General features: G+C 74.3%; 23 protein-coding genes. 13 read left to right on the forward strand and 10 right to left on the reverse strand.

The genetic code is table 11. From position 1 onward, the window contains the following. Positions 1 to 4: 4 nt before the first annotated feature. Both FZC61_RS13750 and FZC61_RS13755 read right to left on the reverse strand, forming a co-directional pair. The gene (locus FZC61_RS13750) at positions 5 to 862 is read right to left on the reverse strand and encodes a class I SAM-dependent methyltransferase (protein ID WP_170286109.1); all 858 of its coding nucleotides are present in this window, start codon (positions 860 to 862) and stop codon (positions 5 to 7) included. After that, on the reverse strand, positions 859 to 1,605 hold the full coding sequence (locus FZC61_RS13755; RefSeq protein ID WP_148614747.1) for an ABC transporter: 747 nt from the start codon (positions 1,603 to 1,605) through the stop codon (positions 859 to 861). The genes FZC61_RS13750 and FZC61_RS13755 overlap by 4 nt, the downstream gene beginning before the upstream one ends. Positions 1,606 to 1,637: 32 nt before the next feature. Between FZC61_RS13755 and FZC61_RS23115 the strand changes: the two genes are divergently transcribed. The 3 genes from FZC61_RS23115 to rpsA all read left to right on the forward strand — a co-directional run bounded on the left by FZC61_RS23115 (position 1,638) and on the right by rpsA (position 4,640). Further along, positions 1,638 to 2,066, forward strand: a complete 429-nt coding sequence (locus FZC61_RS23115; RefSeq protein ID WP_170286110.1) for a hypothetical protein — start codon at positions 1,638 to 1,640, stop codon at positions 2,064 to 2,066. After that, positions 2,063 to 2,977, forward strand: coding sequence for a phosphotransferase family protein (locus tag FZC61_RS13765; protein WP_246142688.1), 915 nt, complete (start codon positions 2,063 to 2,065; stop codon positions 2,975 to 2,977). Before FZC61_RS23115 ends, FZC61_RS13765 begins: the two co-directional genes overlap by 4 nt. A gap of 184 nt (positions 2,978 to 3,161) precedes the next feature. After that, positions 3,162 to 4,640, forward strand: a complete 1,479-nt coding sequence (gene rpsA / locus FZC61_RS13770; protein WP_148614748.1) for a 30S ribosomal protein S1 — start codon at positions 3,162 to 3,164, stop codon at positions 4,638 to 4,640. Positions 4,641 to 4,758: 118 nt separating this feature from the next. Here the strand turns inward: rpsA and FZC61_RS23120 are convergent, their stop codons facing one another. Next, complete coding sequence (locus FZC61_RS23120; RefSeq protein WP_170286111.1) at positions 4,759 to 4,908, reverse strand: hypothetical protein; 150 nt, start codon at positions 4,906 to 4,908, stop codon at positions 4,759 to 4,761. Between the two features lie 93 nt (positions 4,909 to 5,001). On the opposite strand from FZC61_RS23120, the gene FZC61_RS13775 reads away from it, so the two are divergent. Next, the gene (locus FZC61_RS13775; RefSeq protein WP_148614749.1) at positions 5,002 to 5,946 is read left to right on the forward strand and encodes a GlxA family transcriptional regulator; all 945 of its coding nucleotides are present in this window, start codon (positions 5,002 to 5,004) and stop codon (positions 5,944 to 5,946) included. Positions 5,947 to 5,995: 49 nt separating this feature from the next. After that, entirely contained in the window at positions 5,996 to 7,348 is a 1,353-nt protein-coding gene (locus FZC61_RS13780; RefSeq protein WP_148614750.1) for a GDSL-type esterase/lipase family protein, read from the forward strand. A 15-nt stretch (positions 7,349 to 7,363) separates the two neighbouring features. On the opposite strand, the gene FZC61_RS13785 is transcribed toward FZC61_RS13780, so the two are convergent. Beyond that, the gene (locus tag FZC61_RS13785) at positions 7,364 to 8,632 is read right to left on the reverse strand and encodes a class I adenylate-forming enzyme family protein (RefSeq protein WP_148614751.1); all 1,269 of its coding nucleotides are present in this window, start codon (positions 8,630 to 8,632) and stop codon (positions 7,364 to 7,366) included. Then, positions 8,629 to 9,324, reverse strand: a complete 696-nt coding sequence (locus tag FZC61_RS13790) for a TetR/AcrR family transcriptional regulator (protein WP_148614752.1) — start codon at positions 9,322 to 9,324, stop codon at positions 8,629 to 8,631. Before FZC61_RS13790 ends, FZC61_RS13785 begins: the two co-directional genes overlap by 4 nt. A gap of 125 nt (positions 9,325 to 9,449) precedes the next feature. On the opposite strand from FZC61_RS13790, the gene FZC61_RS13795 reads away from it, so the two are divergent. The 4 genes from FZC61_RS13795 to FZC61_RS13810 all read left to right on the forward strand — a co-directional run bounded on the left by FZC61_RS13795 (position 9,450) and on the right by FZC61_RS13810 (position 12,590). After that, complete coding sequence (locus FZC61_RS13795) at positions 9,450 to 10,412, forward strand: NAD-dependent epimerase/dehydratase family protein (RefSeq protein ID WP_148614753.1); 963 nt, start codon at positions 9,450 to 9,452, stop codon at positions 10,410 to 10,412. Positions 10,413 to 10,482: 70 nt separating this feature from the next. Next, entirely contained in the window at positions 10,483 to 10,764 is a 282-nt protein-coding gene (locus FZC61_RS23440) for a hypothetical protein (RefSeq protein WP_148614754.1), read from the forward strand. 21 nt (positions 10,765 to 10,785) lie between these two features. Next, positions 10,786 to 11,370: a dephospho-CoA kinase gene (coaE, locus tag FZC61_RS13805; protein WP_148614755.1), complete on the forward strand. Its 585-nt coding sequence runs from the start codon at positions 10,786 to 10,788 to the stop codon at positions 11,368 to 11,370. After that, on the forward strand, positions 11,367 to 12,590 hold the full coding sequence (locus FZC61_RS13810) for an MFS transporter (protein ID WP_246142689.1): 1,224 nt from the start codon (positions 11,367 to 11,369) through the stop codon (positions 12,588 to 12,590). The genes coaE and FZC61_RS13810 overlap by 4 nt, the downstream gene beginning before the upstream one ends. On the opposite strand, the gene FZC61_RS13815 is transcribed toward FZC61_RS13810, so the two are convergent. The 3 genes from FZC61_RS13815 to FZC61_RS13825 all read right to left on the reverse strand — a co-directional run bounded on the left by FZC61_RS13815 (position 12,571) and on the right by FZC61_RS13825 (position 16,426). Beyond that, the gene (locus FZC61_RS13815; protein ID WP_148614756.1) at positions 12,571 to 13,026 is read right to left on the reverse strand and encodes a GNAT family N-acetyltransferase; all 456 of its coding nucleotides are present in this window, start codon (positions 13,024 to 13,026) and stop codon (positions 12,571 to 12,573) included. The genes FZC61_RS13810 and FZC61_RS13815 overlap by 20 nt on opposite strands. Before the next feature lie 96 nt (positions 13,027 to 13,122). Beyond that, complete coding sequence (locus FZC61_RS13820; protein ID WP_148614757.1) at positions 13,123 to 14,070, reverse strand: sigma-70 family RNA polymerase sigma factor; 948 nt, start codon at positions 14,068 to 14,070, stop codon at positions 13,123 to 13,125. Between the two features lie 202 nt (positions 14,071 to 14,272). Further along, on the reverse strand, positions 14,273 to 16,426 hold the full coding sequence (locus tag FZC61_RS13825) for a S9 family peptidase (RefSeq protein WP_148614758.1): 2,154 nt from the start codon (positions 16,424 to 16,426) through the stop codon (positions 14,273 to 14,275). Between the two features lie 73 nt (positions 16,427 to 16,499). On the opposite strand from FZC61_RS13825, the gene FZC61_RS13830 reads away from it, so the two are divergent. From FZC61_RS13830 to FZC61_RS13845, 4 genes are read left to right on the forward strand one after another with little or no spacing between them, the layout of a single operon-like run. After that, positions 16,500 to 17,387, forward strand: coding sequence for a GNAT family N-acetyltransferase (locus FZC61_RS13830; protein WP_148614759.1), 888 nt, complete (start codon positions 16,500 to 16,502; stop codon positions 17,385 to 17,387). Then, entirely contained in the window at positions 17,384 to 18,082 is a 699-nt protein-coding gene (locus tag FZC61_RS13835) for a 5-oxoprolinase subunit PxpA (protein ID WP_148614760.1), read from the forward strand. Before FZC61_RS13830 ends, FZC61_RS13835 begins: the two co-directional genes overlap by 4 nt. Positions 18,083 to 18,101: 19 nt before the next feature. Beyond that, positions 18,102 to 18,695 carry a 5-oxoprolinase subunit B family protein gene (locus tag FZC61_RS13840; RefSeq protein WP_148614761.1) on the forward strand — a complete coding sequence of 198 codons (594 nt, stop codon included), beginning with the start codon at positions 18,102 to 18,104 and terminating at the stop codon, positions 18,693 to 18,695. After that, positions 18,692 to 19,549 (forward strand): 5-oxoprolinase subunit C family protein, encoded by an 858-nt coding sequence (locus FZC61_RS13845; RefSeq protein ID WP_148614762.1) that lies wholly within the window; start codon positions 18,692 to 18,694, stop codon positions 19,547 to 19,549. The genes FZC61_RS13840 and FZC61_RS13845 overlap by 4 nt, the downstream gene beginning before the upstream one ends. Here the strand turns inward: FZC61_RS13845 and FZC61_RS13850 are convergent. Together FZC61_RS13850 and FZC61_RS13855 are read right to left on the reverse strand one after the other, a co-directional pair. After that, the gene (locus tag FZC61_RS13850; protein WP_148614763.1) at positions 19,536 to 20,540 is read right to left on the reverse strand and encodes a GNAT family N-acetyltransferase; all 1,005 of its coding nucleotides are present in this window, start codon (positions 20,538 to 20,540) and stop codon (positions 19,536 to 19,538) included. The two genes, FZC61_RS13845 and FZC61_RS13850, sit on opposite strands and share 14 nt — an antisense overlap. An 11-nt stretch (positions 20,541 to 20,551) precedes the next feature. Further along, entirely contained in the window at positions 20,552 to 21,904 is a 1,353-nt protein-coding gene (locus tag FZC61_RS13855) for a DNA polymerase IV (RefSeq protein ID WP_148614764.1), read from the reverse strand. Between the last annotated feature and the right edge of the window lie 65 nt (positions 21,905 to 21,969).

The raw sequence follows: 21,969 nt of genomic DNA on the forward strand, positions 1-21,969 counted from the left end.
GACCCTAGGCCGTCGGACGGTCGGCGGCGAAGATCGCGGTGCCCGGGGTCCACCGGCCGCGCTCGGCCGACCACCCGCCCCACACCCGGTCGTGGCCCTCGGGCCACTCCGGCTCGAGCAGCGCCGAGATCACGAACCCCGCGCCGGCCAGCAGCCCGACCCAGTCGCCGAGCGTGCGATGGTGCTCGACGTAGGTGACGCGGCCGGTGTCGTCGTCGACCTCGACGTAGGGGGTGCGGTCCCAGTAGGACTGGCTGGCGGTCAGCCCGGCCGGGCCCGGGTCGTCGGGGAACATCCACCGCGTGGGGTGGGTGATCGAGAACGCGAAGCGCCCGCCGGGTCGCAGCACCCGCGCGGCCTCGGCGACCGCCAGGTCGATGTCGTGGACGAACTGCAGGGCCCCGAAGCTGCAGAAGACCACGTCGAAGGAGCCGTCGGCGAAGGGCAGGTGCGTCGCGGTGCCGAGCACCGACGGCACGACCACCCCGGTCTCGTCGTCGATGCGGCGCGAGTGCTGCAGCTGGCGCCACGAGAGGTCGAGCCCCACGGCGCGTCCGCCCTGCGCACGCACCCAGCGCGAGCACTGACCGGCCCCGGAGCCGACCTCGAGCACGTCGCGGCCGGCCAGCGGCCCCAGCACCCCGGCCTCGGCCTCGGTCAGGCCCTCGGGGCCCCACACGAAGCCGACGTCGCCGAGGAACGCACCGTGGGTGGCCTGGTACTCGTCGGCGTAGGCGTCCCAGTCGGGGCCGTTGGCCCGGCGCGACGCGGCCTCGTCGACGACGCTGCGCTGCGAACGGACCGACGCCGGCAGCGGCGCGTGGTGACGGGAGTCGGGGGCGGTCGGGTCCGCGTCCTTCACGACAGCGCAGCGGTACGACGACGTCCGCCGGGGAGCCGGCCGACCAGGTCGCTCAGCGGCCCGACGGCGCGGTTGAGCCCGTCGGCGGCCGCGGACAGCTCGGGGATGAGCTCGCCGATGGCCTCGAGGCGGGGCTTGATGTGCTGCAGGGTCTCGCCCAGGGCCACGAGCTGGTCGAGGGTGCCGCCCTCGGCGACGAGCTTGTCGACGAAGCCGTCGCGCTCGAGGACGGTGTCGATGAGCCCGCCGCGCTCGGTGAGCCGGTCGACCGGCCCGCCCGGGGCCAGCAGCCGCTCGAGCACGCCCTCCTCGGCGACCAGCCGGTCCAGCGGTCCGTCGTCGGCCAGCAGCCGCTCGAGGGCGCCGTCGCGGGCGAGCAGCCGCACCAGCGGTCCGTCGTCGTCCATCAGCCCGTCCAGGACGCCGTCGCGCGCCAGCAGCCGACCCAGCGGGCGGTCGGGCGCGATCAGCTCGGTGAGGGTGTTGGCCAGGCGCATCGGCCCGCCGTCGTCGCGCACCAGCTCCATCAGCTGGGCCAGGTAGCCGCGCTCGCCGATCACCTGCAAGACCAGCTCGGCGTAGCCGTCGGGACGCCGGATCGGGCCGTCGGGCGCGGCGAGATGACCCACGGCGAGCGTCGCCCGGGTGGCGGCGACCGCGAGTCGCCAGGGCAGCGTCGCGGCCTCGGCGAGGGTCGTGGCCAGGGTCGGCGGGGCGGCACGGACGACGGTGGCGCGGGTCACCCCGTCACCGTAGCCGGGCCTAGGGTCGGGTCATGAGGTTTCGGCGATCGTGGTGGGCCGTGGGGGCGCTCGCCCTCGCCGGCGCCTCTGCCGGTTGTGGGGCCGACCGTGGTGCCGACCCCACGACGACCGCGGCCCCGACCTGCCCGTCGTACGCCGCCGTGACCCCGGGCGAGCAGCGCCACGACCGGTTCGTCGTGCTGCTGCAGCCCGGGTCGGCGCCGGCCGACGACGCCCGGGCCCGCGCCACGCTGCTCGCCGACGTGGGTGAGCAACTGTGCCTGACGTTGACCGAGGTGACGCCGGTGCTGGGCGACGCGCTCGTGGTCGGCACCGACCGGCCGCTCGGCGACCGGGCCGAGGCGGCGCTGGTCGCGGCCTTCGAGGCCCGAGACGGCGTCCGCCACGTCGAGCCCGACCGGGTGGTCGCGCCCGACGGTGGCGCCGGGGGCTCGACGTGAGCGAGGACATGGCGGGCGGCGTGACCGACTTCGCCTCGCTCGAGCCGCTGGAGGGCGGCTGGTCGGGGGAGACGTTCGTGGCCCGTGTCGGCGGGGGGTCCGGTGGCGGTGAGCGGCAGGTGGTGCGCATCTACGCCCGCGACCCCGCCCGCGCAGAGGTCGACGCGGCGCTGCTGCGCCTGGTGCGCGGCCTGGTGCCGGTCGCCGAGGTGCTCGACGTACGGCCCGCGACGGGGGAGATGCCGGCGCTGCTCGTCACCTCGTTCCTCCCGGGCGTGCGGGGCGACCTGCTCCTGCCCGACCTCGACGACGCCGCGCTGGCCACGGTCGGGCGCCACGTCGGTGACCTCGTGGCGACGCTCGGCGGCATGCCGGTGCTGCGTCCCGGCGAGCTCGCCGGGCCCGACCTGCAGGTGCGTCCCTGGGACGGGCCCGACGGGCTGCCGGGGTGGGTCGAGGCCCACCTGCCCGCCCTGGCCCACTGGACCGACGACGAGCGGGCGGGGTTGCGGGCGGTCGCCCACGACGCCCAGGAGCTGCTCGACACCGTCGACCGCAGCTGCCTGGTCCACAGCGACCTCAACCCCAAGAACCTGCTGCTCGACCCCGACACCCTCGAGGTCACCGGGCTGCTCGACTGGGAGTTCGCCCACGCCGGACACCCCTTCACCGACCTGGGCAACGTGCTGCGCTTCGAGCGCCGGCCGGCCTACCAGGACGCGGTGCTGGCGGCCTACCACCACCGCCGCGGTGTGCCGGCGCCTGAGGCGCTCGCCCTGGCCCGGGCCGCCGACCTGTGGGCGCTGGTCGACCTCGCGAGCCGGCGCGACGCGAACCCCGTGGCGGCGCGTGCCCACGACCTGCTGCGCGCGGTCGCGACCGGTTTCGACACCCCGCCACCCGGCGCGTAGACTCACAGACTGCGCCAGAGGTCTGCCGTCGTCCCGTACGGAGCGGATCTCGGCTCGCTATCAGGGCCCGGTCGTGACTCGTCGCGGCAGAGCCAGTCTCGTTCGCCGTGCAAGCGGTGCCGATCGGTAGTGAAACCGGGTCTCCGGCGCGTCCACACGACTTCTGTCCACCTTCGAGGAATCCATTCTCTTGACCACATTTGCTGCTCTTCCGGACTACGACGCGCCCCAGGTGGCGATCAACGACATCGGGTCCGAGGCGGACTTCCTGGCCGCCATCGACCTGACGATCAAGTACTTCAACGATGGCGACATCGTCGAGGGCACCATCGTCAAGGTCGACCGCGACGAGGTGCTGCTCGACATCGGCTACAAGACCGAGGGCGTCATCCCCTCGCGCGAGCTCTCGATCAAGCACGACGTCGACCCGTCCGAGGTCGTCTCGGTCGGCGACCAGGTCGAGGCCCTGGTCCTCCAGAAGGAGGACAAGGAAGGCCGCCTGATCCTGTCCAAGAAGCGCGCCCAGTACGAGCGCGCCTGGGGCACCATCGAGCAGGTCAAGGAGGAGGACGGCGTCGTCGAGGGCACCGTCATCGAGGTCGTCAAGGGCGGCCTCATCATCGACATCGGCCTGCGCGGCTTCCTGCCCGCCTCGCTGGTCGAGATGCGCCGCGTGCGCGACCTGCAGCCCTACGTGGGCCAGGTCCTCGAGGCCAAGATCATCGAGCTCGACAAGAACCGCAACAACGTGGTCCTGTCGCGCCGTGCGTGGCTCGAGCAGACCCAGTCCGAGGTCCGCCACGGCTTCCTCACCCAGCTGCAGAAGGGCCAGATCCGCAAGGGTGTCGTGTCCTCGATCGTCAACTTCGGTGCGTTCGTCGACCTCGGCGGCGTCGACGGTCTCGTCCACGTCTCCGAGCTGTCCTGGAAGCACATCGACCACCCGTCCGAGGTCGTCACCGTCGGCGACGAGGTCACCGTCGAGGTGCTCGACGTCGACATGGACCGCGAGCGCGTCTCGCTGTCGCTCAAGGCGACCCAGGAAGACCCGTGGCAGCACTTCGCCCGGACCCACCAGATCGGTCAGATCGTGCCGGGCAAGGTCACCAAGCTGGTGCCCTTCGGTTCGTTCGTCCGCGTCGAGGAGGGCATCGAGGGCCTGGTGCACATCTCCGAGCTGGCCGAGCGCCACGTGGAGATCCCCGAGCAGGTCGTCCAGGTCAACGACGACGTGATGGTCAAGATCATCGACATCGACCTCGAGCGTCGTCGGATCTCGCTGTCGCTCAAGCAGGCCAACGAGACCGCGACCGCGGCCGACGTCGAGGAGTTCGACCCCACGCTCTACGGCATGGCGGCGACCTACGACGAGCAGGGCAACTACGTCTACCCGGAGGGCTTCGACTCCGAGACCGGCGAGTGGCTCGAGGGCTTCGACGACCAGCGCGCCGTCTGGGAGGAGCAGTACGCCAAGGCGCACGCTCGCTGGGAGGCCCACGTCAAGCAGCAGGCCGAGGCCAAGGCGGCCGACGCCGAGGCCGGCGAGGCCACGTCGTACTCCTCCGGTGGCGACGTCGCCGAGGGTGAGGGCGACGGCGGTTCGCTCGCCTCCGACGAGGCGCTGCAGGCGCTGCGCGAGAAGCTCACCGGTGGCCAGGCCTGATCGCCTGACTCCCCGGTAGCGCCCAGCACCACCTGAGACGTACCGAAGGCCCGGCCCCCGTGAGGGGCCGGGCCTTCGGCGTGTGTGCGGCCTGAGGGTGGTGGGGGTGCGCCGGCGTTCAGGACGTGAGGCGGGCGCTGGGGGCCACGAAGTCGGGGTCGACGTCGTGCGAGCGGGGCGGGCGGCGGGGCCCGTCGTGGCGCAGCGAGTGCACGGTGGCGGCGACGGCCACCACCGCGACGAGGGTGAGGATCATCAGCAAGGTCATGTCTGTCATCGTGCGCCTGTGGCGATCCTGCCACGAGTGGCAGACATGACGTTGGTAGTCGATTTCCTGCCAGATTCGGGCTAGGGTCGGCGCGTGCAGACAGTCGCGGTGGTGGTGCAGGACGGGGCGGAGCCGTTCGGGCTCGGGGCGCTGGTCGAGGTGTGGGGCGAGGCCTACCACCCCGAGGACGACAACCCGGTCTTCGACTTCCGGATCTGCACCCCGCGGCCCGGGCGGGTCCGGGGCCGCTCCGACTACGACCTGGTCGTCGACCGCGGCCTGGAGGCGACCCAGGACGCCGACCTGGTGTGCATCGCCCCGCGCTACGACCTGCTCGACTTCGACGCCTCGGTGCTCGACGCGGTGCGCGCGGCCCACGAGCGGGGGGCGATCATCTACGCCGCCTGCAGCGCCGCCTTCACCCTCGGCGAGGCCGGCCTGCTCGACGGGCGCGAGTGCACCACCCACTGGCGCTTCACCGACCTGCTCGCCGCGCGCTACCCCCGCGCCCGGGTGCGCCCCGACGTGCTCTACTGCCACGACGGCACCGTCCTGACCGGCGCGGGCTCGGCCGCCGGCCTGGATGCCTCCCTGCACCTGATGCGCCAGACCTTCGGGGCCCGGGTGGCCGCCACGACCGCACGCCGCATCGTCGTGCCGCCCCACCGCGACGGGGGGCAGGCCCAGTTCATCGCCCGCCAGGTCGTCGACGTGCAGGCCGAGACCCTCGGGGCCGTGCTGACCTGGGCGTCGGAGAACCTCGCCGAGAACCTCGACGTCGAGACCCTCGCACGACAGGCCCACATGTCGCCGCGCACCTTCGCCCGACGCTTCCGCGACGAGACCGGCACGACCCCGCACTCGTGGGTCACCGCGCAGCGGCTCGCCCTGGCCGAGGAGATGCTCGAGCGCACCGACCACACCGTCGACCAGATCGCCGCCGCGGTCGGCTTCGGCAACGCAGCGACGCTGCGTCTGCACTTCACCCGGGTGCGCGGGGTCAGCCCGCAGGCCTACCGCCGCCAGTTCGCGTGCTGAGCCGGGGTGTTCGGCTGCGCGGCGTCGCCGAGGTTCCTAGGCTGAGGCGGTGACTCGGGCCGCACGTCTGCTGGTGGTGCTCGCGACCGTCCTGGCCCTCCTCGGCCTGCCGGTGGTGGGCGCCGGTGCGAGCCCGGCCACGCCGCCCACGGCCGGGGCGGACGCACCGCTGCGGGTGCTGGTGGTCGGCGACTCGGTCACCCAGGGGTCGGCCGGCGACTGGACCTGGCGCTACCGGCTATCGCAGCACCTCACCGCCGACGGCCGGGCCGTCGACCTCGTCGGCCCGCGCGACGACCTCTACGACAACGTGGCCGACGTCCAGGGCTCGACGGCGTACGCCGACCCGGCCTTCGACCGTGACCACGCCTCGCGCTGGGGAATGACCCTGGCGTTCATGGGCGACGACTGGCCGGTCGCAAAGCTGGTCGAGGACTACCGCCCCGACGTGGTCGTCGAGATGCTCGGGGTCAACGACCTCAACTTCTTGAACCACACCGCCGCCCGCGTGACCGACGACCTGCGCACCTTCGTCGCCGACGCCCGTTCGGTCGACCCCGCGGTCGACGTCGTCCTGGGTCACCTGACCCAGACCTGGTTCGACCAGGTGCCCGAGCTCAACGCAGACATCGACGCGCTCGCGACCGAGCTCGACACCACCGGGTCCCGGGTCGCCGTCGCGGCGACCGACGTCGGGTTCGAGCAACGCGTCGACACCTGGGACCCCGCGCACCCCAACGCCCGTGGCGAGGTGCGCATCGCCGCGGCCTTCGCCGACGCCCTGGCCGGCCTCGGGCTGGCCGAGCCATACCCCCGACCGCTGCCGGAGCCCGCCCCCGGCCCCGGGGCACCCTCGGTCGCGAGCGCGGCCGGTGACGGGGCGGTCCGGATCGCGTGGACCCGGGTGCCGGGCGCCACCGACGACGAGGCCCAGCTGCGCGACGTCACCACCGGCGGCCCGTGGGTCGTGGTGCCGCCCGAGGGCGGGACGACCGCGCGCGAGGTCACGGGGCTGGTCGACGGGCACACCTACGGCGCGCGGGTGCGGTCGCTCAAGGGCTGGGCGGCCGGCGACTGGTCGCCTGAGGTACGCCTGCGGCCGCTGCCGCCGCGCCCGGGGCCCGTCCGGCTGACCAGTGCCACCTCCCCGCGGCGCGACCGGGTCGAGGTCGTCGGAGCCGCGGTGGCCGGTGCGACGTCGTACCGCCTGCAGGTCGCCAGGGTGCGCTCCTGCGCCGCGCGCGAGGCCGCGGGCGCGCGTTACGCCACTCGCGGTGGTGCGGTGACCCGCCCGCGCGTGGTGCTGCAGACGTGGGCCGACGTCGTCCGCGTGCGGCTCGTGGCCAGCAACGTGGCCGGTGCCGGGGTGGCGGGCGGGTCGCGCTGCGTCCGGGTCCGTTAGTCCGCTGGGGCCCGCTCAATCTCCTCCGGGCTCGGACCTGCCCCTTCGTCGCAGCTGCGGCCGGAGGACCTTCCCGGTGAGGGTGCGGGGCAGCTCGTCGAGCAGCACCCACGTCTTGGGGCGCTTGGGCGGTGCGAGCCGCTCGCGCGCGTACGCCGCCAGCTCGTCGGCCGTCGCCGTGCCCACCACGGCCGCGCAGACGCGCTGGCCCCACTCGGGGTCGTCGACGCCGTAGACGGCGACGTCCTCGACCCCGGGGTGCTCGCCGAGCACCTGCTCGACCTCGAGCGGGTAGACGTTGACGCCGCCGCTGATCACCAGGTCCTCACGCCGACCGTCGAGGTAGAGGTAGCCGTCGGCGTCGAGCCGGCCGAGGTCGCCGACGGTGAACCGGTCGCCGCGCCAGGCGGCGGCGGTCTTGGCGGGGTCGCGGAAGTACTCGAAGCGCGCGTGCGGCGGCACCGAGCACCAGATCGTGCCGTCGTCGTCGACCGACAGCGTGCGCCCCGGTCTCGCCCGCCCGACGGTGCCCGGCCGCCCCAGCCACTCCTCGCTGCGGCAGGCGGTGAACTGGCCCTCGGTGGAGCCGTAGAACTCCCACGTCGAGCCGGCCGGGAACAGCGCGATGAGGCGCCGCTTGACCTCGGTGGGGCAGGGGGCGCCCGCGTGCGCGACCAGGCGGAACGACGACAGGTCGGGCACGCCGACGTCGTCCCAGTGGGCGAAGAGCCGCTGCAGGTGGGTCGGCACGCAGAACATCGTGGTGGGGTGCTCGCGCTCGATCGCCGCGGTGACGCCTGCCGGGTCGAACGGGCCGGGCAGCACCACGCGCCCGCCCGCGAGCGCCGTGCCCATCGCGAAGCGCAACGGCGCGGAGTGGTAGAGCGGGCTGAGCACGAGGTTGACGTCGTCGGCCGCGAACCCCCACAGGTCGCGTTCCTCGGCCACCAGCGCCTCGGCGTCGGCGGGCTCCAGCAGCCCGCTCCACACGCCCTTGGGGGTGCCGGTCGTGCCGCTGGTGCAGTGCATCGGCCGGGCCCGCGGGGTGCCGCGGTCGGCGGTGGTGACCTCGGCCAGTCCGGCGCCGTCGGTCACGACGACCCGCGGTGCTAGCGGGGTCAGGATGCGCTCGCGCTCGGCGGCGGTCAGTCGCGGGTCGAGCGGGATCGGCACGACGCCGCGCGCGAGCAGCGAGAGCACCGCGTCGAGATAGGCGGTCGACGGCGGCACCAGCAGGGCCACCCGGTCGCCCTCGACGAGCTCGTCCGGGTGGGTGGGGCTCACGTCAGGCCGAGGTCGACCGCGTGCTGGTCGACCACGGCGGCGAAGTGGGCCTCGGGGTCGAGCACGCCGCGGTGCATGTGGCCGAAGAGCTCGAGCGACACGTGCCCGAACAGCGCCGACCAGACCCCCAGCCCGCGCACGCCGTACGCCGGGCTCAGCGGCGGGTCGACGAAGGCCAGCACGGGGGCCAGGGCGGCCTTCTCGGCGGCCGGCACCCGGTCGGGGCCGCGGGGCCGGCGGCCGGACTGCTGGGCGTCGCCGAGCAGCGAGATCAGCACCAGCGGCACGCGCCGGGCCGGCCCGACGGTGTCCTGGGGTGCGGCGTAGCCGGGCACGGGGGAGCCGTAGGCCAGGGCGTACTGGTGCGGGTGGGCGATCGCCCAGGACCGCAGGGCGCGGGCGATCGCCCGCAGGCGGCCCCGCAGGTCGCCGCGCCGGACGCCGGCGTCGGCGGCCTCGACGGCGGCACCGAGGTCGTCGTAGGCCTCCACGAGCAGTGCGGTCAGCAGGGCGTCACGGCTCGGGAAGTAGCGGTAGACGGCCGAGGACGCCATGCCGAGGTCGCGCGCGATCGCTCGGACCGACAGGGCGGCGGGGCCGACCTCGGCCAGCTGGGTCGAGGCGTTGTCGAGGATCGCGCGGGTCAGCTCGGCACGCGCCGTCGCGCGGGCGGTGCTCGGTGCGGTGGGCATGTCCCCATCCTGCCCCGCGGCGAGAGCGCCGGCAACAAACGAGAGCACTGCTCTTGTTCTTTTCGCAGACGCGTGTCATCCTCGGAGAAACGAGAGCACTGCTCTCCCAATCCTGAGGAGCAACGATGAGCAAGCACGTGGTGGTCGGGTCCGGTCCGGTGGGGACGGCGACGGCGCGAGAGCTGGTGGCCCGGGGACACGACGAGGTGGTCCTGGTCAACCGGTCGGGCGGCGGCGAGCCGATCGACGGCGTACGACGCGTGGGTGTCGACGTCACCGACGTCGAGGCGCTGGTGTCGCTCACGCAGGGCGCCGACGCGCTCTACAACTGCGTCAACCCGCCGTCGTACGACGTGTGGCCGACCTGGTGGCCGCCGGTGGCGCAGGCCTTCCTCGTCACGGCCGAGCGCACCGGCGCTGTGCTGGCGACGGCGTCGTGCCTCTACGCCTACGGGCCGACCGACGCCCCGATGGTCGAGGGACAGGTCGACGCGGCCCAGGGCACCAAGGGCCGCCTGCGCGCGACCATGTGGGCCGAGGCCCGTGCCGCCCACGAGGCCGGGACCCTGCGGGCCGTCGAGGTCCGTGGGTCGGACTACCTGGGGCCCGAGGTCACCAACGCGCACGTGCCGGTCGTCGCACCCAGGGCCCTCAAGGGCTCGAGGGTGCGCGTCTTCGGGTCCGCCGACCTGCCGCACTCGTTCACCGACGTGCGTGACATGGCGCGCACCCTCGTGGCGGTCGCCGCGCGTCCCGACACCCACGGCCGCGTCTGGCACGCGCCGACCAACCCCGCCCGCACCCAGGCCGAGACCGTCGCCGACGTGTGCCGCGCCGCCGGCCGCGAGCCCGTCGCGGTGGGCACCTGGCCGTCGGCGATGCTGACCCTCGGCGGCGTCGTCATGCCCTTCCTGAGGGAGATGCGCGAGACCGTCTACCAGTTCCAGCGCCCCTACGTGCTCGACTCGTCGGCCTCCGAGCGCGAGCTCGGCCTGGCCCCCACGCCGTGGGACGAGGTCTGCCGGGCGACCGCCGAGACCGCTCTCGGCACGCCGGTGCCGGGCCGCCCGGTCACCAGCGGCAGGTAGGGGCGCTGCGGCCACCACCTGGTCGGGGTCGCCCAGGTGTCAGGCCGGCCCGGCAGGGAAGGGGTCACCCATGACCGACGTCCTCACCGTGCTCGTCCTCGGCTTCATCGCTCTGTGCTTCGTCCTGGTCGTGGTCGGCGTCGTGACCGGCGGGACCTCTCGCGGACGTGGCCGACGTCCGTCCTCCGACGACGCCTGGGCCGGGACCTCCGGGTTCGCCGGGTACGACGGGCACGACCACGGGCACGACCACGGGCACGACCACGACGCCGGCTCGTCCGACAGCGGCTGGGGCGGCGACAGCGGCGGTGGCGACTCCGGCGGGGGAGACGGTGGCGGTGGCGGTGACTGAGGGCGTCAGTAGGCTCCTGACGTGAGAGTGGGACTGACCGGTGGTGTGGCCTCGGGCAAGAGCACCGTGGCCGAGATCCTGCGCGAGCTCGGCGCGACGATCATCGACGGTGACGTGCTCGCCCGCGAGGTCGTCGAGAAGGGCACCCCGGGGCTCGACCAGGTCGTCGAGGCCTTCGGTCGCGACATCCTGACCCCCGACGGCGACCTCGACCGGCCCCGCCTGGGGGCGATCGTCTTCAACGACGCCGAGCGTCGCCAGGTCCTCGAGTCGATCGTGCACCCCCTCGTCTTCGAGCGGTACGCCGCCCTCGAGGCCGCCACCGGGCCCGACGACCTGGTGGTCCACGACATCCCGCTGCTCGCCGAGACCGGTCGCGCCGACGGGTTCGACGCGGTGCTGGTCGTCGACGTCCCCGACGAGGTGCGCATCGAGCGGATGCTCCGCGACCGCGGCTGGACCCGCGAGGACGCCGAGTCCCGGATCGCCTCGCAGGCCACCCGCGAGCAGCGCCTGGCCATCGCCACCCACGTCATCGACAACGCAGGCACCCGCGACGAGCTGCGCGCGCGGGTCGAGCAGGTCTTCGCCGAGCTCACCACGTGAGCCGCGCCGGCGGCCGGGTCCTCGTCCTGGTCGGGATCGTCGTCCTGGCCCTCAACCTGCGACCGGCCGCCGTCAGCATCGGGCCGGTGCTCGACGAGGTCCGCGCCGGGCTCGACATGTCGGGCACCGAGGCCGGCATCCTCACCGCCCTGCCGGTCGTCGCGTTCGCGGTCGTCGGGTCGCTGGGCTCCCGGCTCGCGGGCCTCGTCGGCCCGCACCGGGTGACCGCGCTGGCCCTCGTCGCGGTCACCGTCGGTCTCGCGGCCCGCAGCCGGGCCGACGGCGTCGTCGCCTTCCTGCTGCTGTCGCTGGTCGCGCTCGGCGGTATGGCGACCGCCAACGTCGTGCTGCCTGCGCTGGTCAAGCAGCACTTCCCCGACCGCGTCGGCACCGTGACCGCGGTCTACTCGACCGCACTGGCGCTCGGCATCACCGGGTCGTCGGTGCTGACCGTGCCGATCAGCGAGGCCGGCGGGGGGCCCGACGGCTGGCGCACCGGACTGGCGGCGTGGGCCCTGCTGGCTGCGGTCGCGCTCGTGCCGTGGCTGGCGCTCCTGGGTCGCGACCGGGGCCGCGAGCGGCCCGTGGCCGCCGACCGGATCCCGCTCTCGGCGATCGCCCGCACGCGCACCGGGCGGTTCATGGCGGCGTTCTTCGCGCTGCAGTCGCTGCAGGCCTACGCCGTGTTCGGATGGTTCGCCGCGATCTACCGCGACGCCGGCTTCTCGGCCGGAACGGCCGGCCTGCTGCTCGGCGTCATCACGGGCACCGCCGTCCCGCTGTCGTTCGTGGTGCCGACGCTGGCCGGCCGGATGCGCGACCTGACCCCCCTCGTCCTCGCCCTCGCTGCCTGCTACCCGGTGGGCTACCTCGGCCTCGCGCTCGCACCGCGCGAGCTCGCCGTGCTGTGGGCCGTCTTCATCGGGGCCGGCACCTGCACCTTCCCGCTCGTCCTGGTCCTCATCGGCCTGCGCTCGCGCACGCCTGAGGGCACGGCGTCGCTGTCGGCGTTCACCCAGTCGGTGGGCTACCTGTTCGCGGCCGTGGGCCCGTTCGGCTTCGGGGTGCTGCACGACCTCACCGACGGCTGGACGGTCCCGCTCGTGGCCCTCACCGCCCTGGTCGTCCCGTTGGTGTGGTGCGGCCTGGCGCTGGCGCGCCCCACCTACGTCGAGGACGAGCTCGGCCTCGCCGGAGAGGTCACAGCGCCCGCGTCATGAAGGTGCTCAGCGGGTCCGGACGGTAGTCGCCGAACGGCGGGCACTCCACGAACCCGTGGCGGGCGTAGAGGCGACGCGCAGGCGCGAAGAACTCCTCGCTGCCGGTCTCGAGGCTGACCCGCGAGAACCCGCGCTCACGCGCGCGCTCGAGCACGAACGTGACGAGGCCGGCGCCGATGCCCTCGCCGACGCGGTGCGGCGCGGTCCGCATCGACTTGAGCTCGGCGTGGTCGTCGGTGAGCGCCTTCAGCGCCGCGCACCCCACCAGCTCGCCCGCGTCGTACGCCGACCAGAACGACACCCCCGGGGCCCGCAGCCCTGCGAGGTCGAGCGCGTGGGTCGACTCGGGCGGGGACAGCGAGCGGAGCTGGGCGACGTGGGCCTCAAGGAACGCCACGATCTCGCTGCTGGTCAGCTCGTCGGACGCGATCTCCACGGGGACAAGCCTGCCAGGACGTCGCGCGGCCCCACGACGCACGAGAGCCCCGCCGTGGTGGTCCGGCGGGGCTCTCGGGCTCTGGGATGCTGGGCGTCAGGCCGCCAGGTCGGGGTCGCCGAGGCGGCGCAGCTTCTGCAGGGCCTCGCGCTCGAGCTGGCGGACCCGCTCGGCGGAGATGCCGTGCTTGGCGCCGATGTCGGCGAGCTTGTGCTGACGACCGTCGACCAGGCCGTACCGCGAGCGGATGATGTCGGCGGCGCGCTCGTCGAGCGACCCGACCAGCTTGTTGAGCCGGTCGCGCGACTCGGTGTCGAGCACCGACAGGTCGGGCGACGGGGAGGTCTCCTGGGCCATCAGGTCGCCCAGCGAGGTGTCACCGTCCTCGTCGACGGGGGTGTCGAGGCTGACGTGCTCACGGCCCCACGCCATCAGGTCGAGCACGCGGTCGACCTCCATGCCGAGCTCGGCGGCGATCTCGGCCGGGTCGGGGTCACGGCCCAGCTGGCGCTCGAGGGTCCGGCGGGCACCGCCGACCTGGTTGAGCTCCTCGACGACGTGGACGGGCAGCCGCACCACGCGGGCCTGCTGGGCGATGCCGCGGGTGATGGCCTGGCGCACCCACCAGGTGGCGTAGGTCGAGAACTTGTAGCCCTTGGTGTAGTCGAACTTCTCGACCGCACGGATCAGGCCGGTGTTGCCCTCCTGGATCAGGTCGAGCATCGGCATCTGGGCCCGGCCGTACTTGCGCGCGATCGAGACGACCAGGCGCAGGTTGGCGGTGATGAAGGTGTCGACGGCTTTGCGACCCTCCTCGGCGAGCCACTCGAGCTCCTCCTCGGTGGCCCGCATCGGGGCGCCGCCCTTCTTGCGGCCGACGCGTCCCTCGGCGAGCAGGGCCTCGGCCATCAGGCCGGCCTCGATGGTCTTGGAGAGCTCGACCTCCATGGCCGCGTCGAGCAGGGGGTTGCGGGCGATCTCGTCGAGGTAGAGGCCGACGCTGTCGCGTCCCTCGATCTCGCGCGTTGCGGTCCTGGTTGCCATGGGGACCCTCCTTCGGTCGTGCAGCCGACCTTGCGGCCACGTCTGTGCCAACGTTCGTGCGACGAGGGGGATTCCCACATCACCCGGAAGGCATCTCGTGCCAGGCCTTCGACAGCAACGACGCTTCGGATGGCGCCAGAGTTGCCGTGGCGCCCAGATCTCAGGGACTTCTCAGGGCCTGCGCCTCACCAGCCGGGAATCCTCAGGCCAGGCCCATCACGTCGAGGACCCACGCCAGGGTGAACGCGCGGTCCTTCCACGCCTGGTAGCGCCCCGAGACCCCGCCGTGGCCGGCGGTCATCTCGATCTTGAGCAGCGCGTCGACCTCGCCGGCCTCGGCCCGCAGCCGGGCGATCCACTTGGCGGGCTCGACGTAGAGCACCCGGGTGTCGTGCAACGAGGTCTCGGCCAGGATCCGCGGGTAGTGGTGGGCGCCGACGTTGTCGTACGGCGAGTAGGCCGCGATCGTGTCGTAGGCCGCCGCGTCGGCCTCGGGGTTGCCCCACTCGTCGTACTCGGTGACGGTCAGGGGCAGGCTCGCGTCGAGCATCGAGGTCAGCGGGTCGACGAACGGCACCTGGGCGACCAGCCCGGCGAACGCGTCGGGCGCCTGGTTGGCCACGGCACCGATGAGCAGGCCGCCGGCGCTGCCGCCCTCGCCGACCAGCCGGTCGGCGGTGGTCCAGCCGACGTCGACGAGGTGGCGCGCGCAGGCGATGAAGTCGTCGAAGGTGTGCTGCTTGTGCTGGAGCTTGCCGTGGTCGTACCAGCGCCGGCCCATCTCGCCGCCGCCGCGCACGTGGGCGATGGCGAAGGCCGCGCCCCGGTCGAGCAACGAGAGTCGGGCGATGGAGAAGGCCGGGTCGGTCGACATCTCGTAGGCGCCGTAGGCGTAGAGGTGCAGCGGCACCGGCCCGCCCGAGGCGCGGGCGTCGCGGCGGCAGACCAGCGAGATCGGCACCGGCTCGCCGTCGGCCGAGGCCGCCCAGAGCCGGTGCTCCTCGTAGTCGTCGCGGTCGTAGCCGCCGAGGACCGGGGCCTGCTTGAGCAGGGTCAGCGTGCGGGTGCGCACGTCGTAGTCGTAGACCGACGACGGCACCGACATCGTGACGTAGCCCAGGCGCACGGTGGGTTGGTCGAAGCGCGGGTTGGCGCCCGACCCGACGGTGTAGACCTCCTCGTCGAACTCGACGAGGTAGTCGTCGCCGACCCCGGTGGGTGCGGTGTCGTCGAGCTCGAGGATGCGCAGCTGGGTCAGCCCGTTGCTGCGCTGGTGGACGACCAGGTGGCCCGCGAACGCGTCGACGTCCTCGAGCCGGGTGGCCGGGTCGTGGGCGACGAGCGGCACCCAGCCGGCGCGGGGGGTCGGCTCGGCCGGGGTGACGGCCAGCTCGAAGTCGGGCCCGCTGGCGTTGTGCAGGACCAGGAAGCGGTCCTGGCCGCCGAGGACGGCGTGGTCGAGGGAGTACTCGACGCCCTCCTCGCGCGCGGCGAACACCCGGAAGCCGAGCTCGGGGGCGTCGGCGTCGAGCACGTGGTACTCGCTGGTGGTCTTGGATCCCGACGCGATGACCAGGTAGCGGTCGCTGCGGGTGCGGCCGCAGCCCACCCAGAACCGTCCGTCGGTCTCGTGGAGGACCAGCTCGTCGTCGGCCTGGGTGGTGCCCAGGCGGTGGCGCCAGACCTTGTCGGCGCGCCAGGTCTCGTCGACGGTCGTGTAGTAGAGGTGCTCGCCGGTGCGGTCCCACGTGCCGCCGCCGAGGGTGCCGGTGATCTCGTCGGGCAGCAGGTCGCCGGTCGCGAGGTCCTTGAAGCGGATCGTGTAGCGCTCGTCGCCGACGACGTCGACCGCGTAGGCCAGCAGCCGGCCGTCGGGGGTGACCGTGGAGCCGCCGAGCGAGAAGAAGTCGTGGCCCTCGGCGAGCGCGTCGAGGTCGAGCAGCACCTCCTCGCCGGGCAGGGCCGGCTGGTCGGGGGTCGCGTCCTCGGCCGGGCGCGGCGGGGTCCAGTCGTCGGGGCCGGCGACCGGCACCCGGCAGCTGGCGCCGTACTCGCGGCCCTCGAAGGACCGGCCGTAGTACCAGTGCTCGCGCACCCGCGTCGGCACCGACAGGTCGGTCTCGCGGGTGCGGGCCTTGATCTCGCCGTAGATCGCCTCGCGCAGCCCGGCCAGGTGGGCGGTGCGCAGCTCGGTCCAGGCGTTCTCGGCCTCGAGGTGGGCCAGCACCTCGGGGGACTCCTTGTCACGCAGCCAGTCGAAGTCGTCGGTGCGGCTACGGCCGTGGTGCTCGGTGGTGACCGGTCGGCGTGGGGCGGTCGGGGGGACCGCCGGCGACGCGGCGCTGGGCTCGGACATGCGACGACCGTAGCCGCCGGCCGCGACGAAATCGGCTGGCGGTCCCACCCGGTCGGTCTGAGAGAGTCGCCTCGTGCCAGACCTCACCCTCCAGCCGCTGCCCCACCCGCCGTTCGACGAGCTCGTCGAGCACCTCGTCGTCCGTCGTCACCTCGCCGAGCAGGCCGACCCCGACCGGGCCCGCGCCGCGGCCGAGGCCGGCGTCGAGCGGTTCCGCGAGCGCGTCCAGGTGCTCGACGTCCTCGACGCCGCGCGCGCCGTCGGCCGGGTCTGGCTCGTCGAGCAGGGCGACGACCGGGCGGTGCTGCGGCTGGTGCTCGACGACCCCCACGACGCGCCCGCCGTACGAACGCTGGTCGAGGCCCTCGCCCGTGAGCAGGGCGCGCGGCGGCTGACCGTGGGGGTCTACCCCGGCGACCCCGCCACCGAGGCGTTTGCCGACGACCCGGGCATGCAGACCGCGGCGGTCCAGATGCGGCTGCCGCTCACCGACGACCTGCCGCCCGAGCACGTCGTGGTGCTGCAGCCCATGGACCAGGCGGCGTACGCCGTGTGGGAGGCCGACGAGATCGAGTCCTACGCCGAGGCGCGCGCCAGGTCGGGGGAGACCCCCGAGCGGGCGCTGGAGGTCTCCCGCGAGCAGCACGCCGAGCTGCTGCCCGACGGGCTCGCGACCGAGCACCACGAGTTCTTCGTCGGTCTCGTCGACGGCGAGCCGGTCGGCACGCTGTGGATCGGCACCGAGCGGCCGATGGCGTTCGTCTATGACGTCGCCGTCGACGAGGCCCACCGCCGCAGGGGCTACGGCGGGGGACTGATGCGCGCGGGCGCGCTGTGGGCGCGTGAGCACGGCTCGCACGCCCTGGGCCTCAACGTCTTCGGCTACAACACCGGCGCCCGGGCCCTCTACGACGCGCTGGGCTACGAGACGGTCGAGACGTTCGTCGGCAAGGAGCTGTGAACCGGCCGCTCGACCTCAACGCCGACCTCGGCGAGGAGGTCACCGACGACGCGGCGCTGCTCGCGGTCGTGACCAGCGCCAACGTGGCCTGCGGCTACCACGCCGGGTCGGTGGCGATCATGCGCGCGGTCTGCGAGCAGGCGGCCGAGCTCGGGGTGTCGGTCGGGGCGCAGGTGTCCTACGCCGACCGGGCCGGCTTCGGTCGCGTGGCCGTCGACGTGGCCTACGAGATCCTGCGCGAGCAGGTCGCCCACCAGGTCGGCGTCCTGTCCGAGGTCGCGGTGGCCGCGGGCACGCACGTGCGCTACCTCAAGCCGCACGGGGCGCTCTACCACCGGGTGCTCGACGACGAGGAGCAGGCGGCGGCGGTCCTCGCGGGGTCGGGCTTCCTGCCCGTGCTCGGCATGCCCGGCGAGCTGCTCGACCAGGCCGCCGGCGCCGGCCGCCCGGTGCTGCTCGAGGGGTTCCCCGACCGCGGCGCCGGTGCCGACGGTCGGCTGCTCCCGCGGGGGGAGCCGGGGGCGGTGCTCGACGACAGCGCCGCGATCGCGGCCCGGGCGGTCGCGCTGGCGCCGTCGGTCCACTCGCTGTGCGTCCACGGCGACACCCCCGGCGCGGTCGACCACGCCCGGGCGGTCCGGGCCGCGCTCGAGGACGCCGGGTGGCGCCTGGAGGGGATCGCGGTCGCGCCCTAGTCCCGGGGACACTGGTGGCATGCACCTGGTCCCGGTCGGCCCGTCGGCGTACCTGGCCGAGGTCGCCGGCGCCGCCGTCGCGCTCGACCTGGCGTCGTGGGCCCGGCGCACGGGCGTCGACGCGGTCGAGGTCGTGCCCGCGGCCCGGACCGTGCTCTTCGACGGCGTCGTCGACCCCGCCGCCCTGCGCCGGGTCCTGCAGCGGTGGCGTCCGGGGGCTGCGGCGGTCGACGGCGACCTGGTCGAGGTGCCGACGACCTACGACGGCGACGACCTCGACGACGTCGCCGAGCGGTGGGGCACCGACCGGGCCGGGGTCGTCGCCCGTCACGCGGAGCTGACCTTCACCTCGGCGTTCTGCGGGTTCGCGCCGGGCTTCGCCTACCTCACCGGGTTGCCCGACGGGCTCGCCGTGCCCCGGCTCGACAGCCCGCGCCCCCGCGTGCCCGCGGGGTCGGTGGGCCTGGCGGGGTCGTGGTGCGGGGTCTACCCGACGTCGTCGCCGGGGGGCTGGCGGCTGCTGGGCCGCACCGACGTGTCGCTGTGGGACCCGGCCCGCCCGCAGCCCGCGCTGCTCGCGCCGGGCACCCGCGTCCGGTTCGTGCCCGCATGACCTGGGAGGTGCTCGAGGCCCCCGGCCTGGTCACCGTGCAGGACGGCGGCCGCACGGGCCTGGCCCACCTGGGCGTGCCCCGCGCGGGGCCGCTGGACCGCCCGGCGGCGGGGCTCGCCGGGCGCCTGGTCGGCAACCCGCCGCACGCGGCGGTCCTCGAGGTCACCCTCAGCGGCCTGGTGCTGCGGGCAGGCGAGGCGCGCTGGGTCGCGGTCACCGGGGCGGCCTGCGAGGTCACCGTCGACGGGCGCGCCCGCGGCCACGGGCGAGCCGAGCGGGTGCCCGCCGGTGCGGTCCTGCGCCTGGGCCCCGCGACGGCCGGCGTGCGCTCCTACCTCGCCGTCGCCGGCGGCTGGGCGGTCGAGCCCGTGCTGGGCTCGCGCTCGACCGACACGCTGGCCTGGGTCGGACCGCCGCGCGTCCTGGCCGGCACCCTGCTGCCGGTCGGCCCGCCGGCGGGCCCGCCCGCGACCGTCGAGGTGCCGGGTCGCTGGTCGCCCGGCCCCGTGGTCCTGCGCGTGCACCCCGGCCCCCGGCTCGACCGGTTCGCGGCCGGCACCCTCGCGCGGCTCTGCGCCACGTCGTACGCCGTCGGGCCGGCGTCCGACCGCGTCGGCCTGCGCCTGGCCGCCGTGGCGGGCGAGGTGCTCGAACGGACCGACGTCCGCGAGCTGGCCAGCGAGGGGATGGTGCTCGGCGCGGTGCAGGTACCGCCCGACGGGCAGCCCGTCGTGCTCCTGGCCGACCACCCGGCGACCGGCGGCTACCCCGTGGTCGCGGTGGTGCCCGCCGACGACCTCGCCCGGGTCGCCCAGCTGCGCCCCGGCGACCCGGTGCGGTTCAGACCCGCTTGACCAGCTCGACCGACGCCTCCACGGGCTCGAAGCCCATCTGCTCGTTGATCGCGACCATCCAGTCGTTGGCCTCGGCGTTCTGGGTGACGACGCGGCGGATCTCGGGGTGCGCCTCCTGCACCGAGCGCAGGTTGGCGGCCTTGGTGGCCAGGCCCAGCCGGCGTCCGCGGTGCTCGCGCCCCACGAAGGTGCCCCACTGCGAGGCGTCGGTGCGACCGCCGGCCGGCGGCACCGCGATGGTGGAGTACGCCGCCACCGAGCCGTCCGGGGCGAGCGCCAGCGTGCAGTGCACGCGCCGGCCCGACGAGACGAGCATGTCCTCCTGGTCGCGCAGCCGCTCGGGGGTCACCACCTCCTCCTCCCAGTCGACCTCGCCGGTGGGCGCGTCGACCGAGAGCTGGCCGTAGATCGCGGCCAGCGAGTCGAGCAGATCGTCGGGGACGCGGTCGCGGAACGTCTCGATCCGGTAGCCCTCGTGCTCGACCGCCGCCTGCGCGGCCCAGCGCTCGAGCGCGGAGGTGGCGACCGGCAGCGCCAGGTGGCGCACGACCTCGACGTTGGAGAAGGAGTAGCCGGCCTCCTCGGCGAAGCGACGGTTGCGGTGCGAGGTGACCTGGTCGAAGGGCAGCTTGGTCTCGGCGAGGAGCACGGTGCGTCCGTCGTCGACGGCGAGCCGCTCGACCGCCTCGAGCAGCTGCCGGCCCAGTCCGCGACCCTGGTGGTCGGGGTCGACGCAGACGCCCAGCCAGCACTTCTCGGTGTTGTCGAGCAGCCCGCCGACCAGCCCGCCGGTGGCGACCATCCGGCCGTCCTCCCAGCCGCCGAGCAGCACCTTCTTCTCGCCGACGTCGTCGTGGCGCCAGCTCGAGGCCATCTCGGGCCACGACCAGTGGGGCAGGTCCTCGCGGCCCACGAGCATCGCGCGGCGCTCGACGTCGTAGGCGGCGCGCAGCGCCAGGTCGCTGTCGAGGTCGACGGGGGTGATGTCCACGACGATCGACGCTACGCGTGCGGCGGGTCCTCGAGCACCTGCATTTCCGGCGGGGCCCACGGGTGCAGCGCCGGGTCGTCGAGCGCGAAGGACCGCACCGGGCCCGACGGCGTACCGGCGGTCTCGAAGCGCACCGTCACCACCCCGCGACCCGACCCCCACACCCAGCCGCGACCCATCTCGTCGTGCTCGACGTCCTGGCCGGGGGCGTAGGTCGCGCGCCGTGCCCGCACGCCGGCCTCCACGGCGTCGAGGCCGGGCGGGTCCGCGTCCTGCGGCTCGCCCTCGGCCGACTCGCCGAACAGGTCGTCCTGGATCCAGTCGGCCAGGCCCGAGACGCCCACCCCCAGCAGCCGGACGCCGCCGGAGGTGTCGAGGTCGGTCAGCAGGGCGCGTGCGAGCCGGCCGACGACGGCGGCGCTGTCGGTGGGCGCGGGCAGGGTCGTGGAGCGGTTGAGCGTGGTGAAGTCGTGCAGGCGCACCTTGATCGTCACGGTGCGCCCCGACAGCCCGTGCTTGCGCAGCCGCGCGGCGACCTCGCTGGCCTGGCGGGTCAGCAGCCCCTCCATCAGCCGGCGGTCGGTCAGGTCGGTCTCGTAGGTGCCCTCGGCGCTGACCGACTTGGCCTCGCGCTCGGCGACGACCGGGCGGTCGTCGAGCGCGCGGGCCAGGGAGTGCAGCCCGGTGCCCTGGGCCTGACCGACGAGGCGGACCAGCTCCTCGAGGTCGACGGCCTCGAGGTCGGCGACGGTGAGGATTCCGGCGCGACGCAGGCGCTCGGAGGTCACCGGGCCGACCCCGGGGATGACGGTCACGCTCATCGGGCGCAGCAGCTCCTGCTCGGTGCCCGGGGGCACCACCACCAGGGCGTCGGGCTTCTCCAGGTCGCTGGCCACCTTGGCGATGAACTTCGAGGTGCCCAGCCCGACCGACGCGGTCAGCCCGCCGGTGGCCTCGGCGACGCGGTCGCGCAGGGCGGCGGCGTACGCCGTCACGGTCGCCACCTCGAGGTCGGGCAGGTCGGCCTGCGCGAGGTCGACGAACGCCTCGTCGAGCGACAGCGGCTCCACCAGCGGCGACACCTCGCGCAGCAGCCCCATCACGATCGCGCTCGCCTCGTGGTAGGCGTGGAAACGGCCGGTGAGGAAGGCCGCGTGGGGGCAGCGCGAGCGCGCCTCGCGCGTCGACATGGCCGAGCGGACGCCGTAGCGGCGGGCCTCGTAGGAGGCCGTCGCCACCACCCCGCGACCGCCCACGCCCCCCACGACCACCGGCTTGCCGCGCAGCGACGGCTTGTCGCGCTGCTCGACCGAGGCGTAGAAGGCGTCGAGGTCGAGGTGGAGGATCGACGCCTGCTTCCGCACGGGCCGAAACTACCTCCGCGGACCGGCCGACCTGACCACGAGCGGTCCACAGGCGCCCTCCCGAG

It is taken from the genome of Nocardioides rubriscoriae (genome assembly GCF_008087085.1).
GTDB lineage: Bacteria > Actinomycetota > Actinomycetes > Propionibacteriales > Nocardioidaceae > Nocardioides > Nocardioides rubriscoriae.

Excerpts from the sequence above, each read along its gene's own strand:
- FZC61_RS23115 (WP_170286110.1), top strand. The coding sequence starts at position 1,638 with ATGAGGTTTCGGCGATCGTGGTGGGCCGTGGGGGCGCTCGCCCTCGCC.
- FZC61_RS23120 (WP_170286111.1), bottom strand. The coding sequence starts at position 4,908 with ATGACCTTGCTGATGATCCTCACCCTCGTCGCGGTGGTGGCCGTCGCC.
- FZC61_RS13790 (WP_148614752.1), bottom strand. The coding sequence starts at position 9,324 with ATGCCCACCGCACCGAGCACCGCCCGCGCGACGGCGCGTGCCGAGCTG.
- FZC61_RS13795 (WP_148614753.1), top strand. The coding sequence starts at position 9,450 with ATGAGCAAGCACGTGGTGGTCGGGTCCGGTCCGGTGGGGACGGCGACG.
- FZC61_RS23440 (WP_148614754.1), top strand. The coding sequence starts at position 10,483 with ATGACCGACGTCCTCACCGTGCTCGTCCTCGGCTTCATCGCTCTGTGC.
- FZC61_RS13820 (WP_148614757.1), bottom strand. The coding sequence starts at position 14,070 with ATGGCAACCAGGACCGCAACGCGCGAGATCGAGGGACGCGACAGCGTC.
- FZC61_RS13825 (WP_148614758.1), bottom strand. The coding sequence starts at position 16,426 with ATGTCCGAGCCCAGCGCCGCGTCGCCGGCGGTCCCCCCGACCGCCCCA.
- FZC61_RS13840 (WP_148614761.1), top strand. The coding sequence starts at position 18,102 with ATGCACCTGGTCCCGGTCGGCCCGTCGGCGTACCTGGCCGAGGTCGCC.
- FZC61_RS13845 (WP_148614762.1), top strand. The coding sequence starts at position 18,692 with ATGACCTGGGAGGTGCTCGAGGCCCCCGGCCTGGTCACCGTGCAGGAC.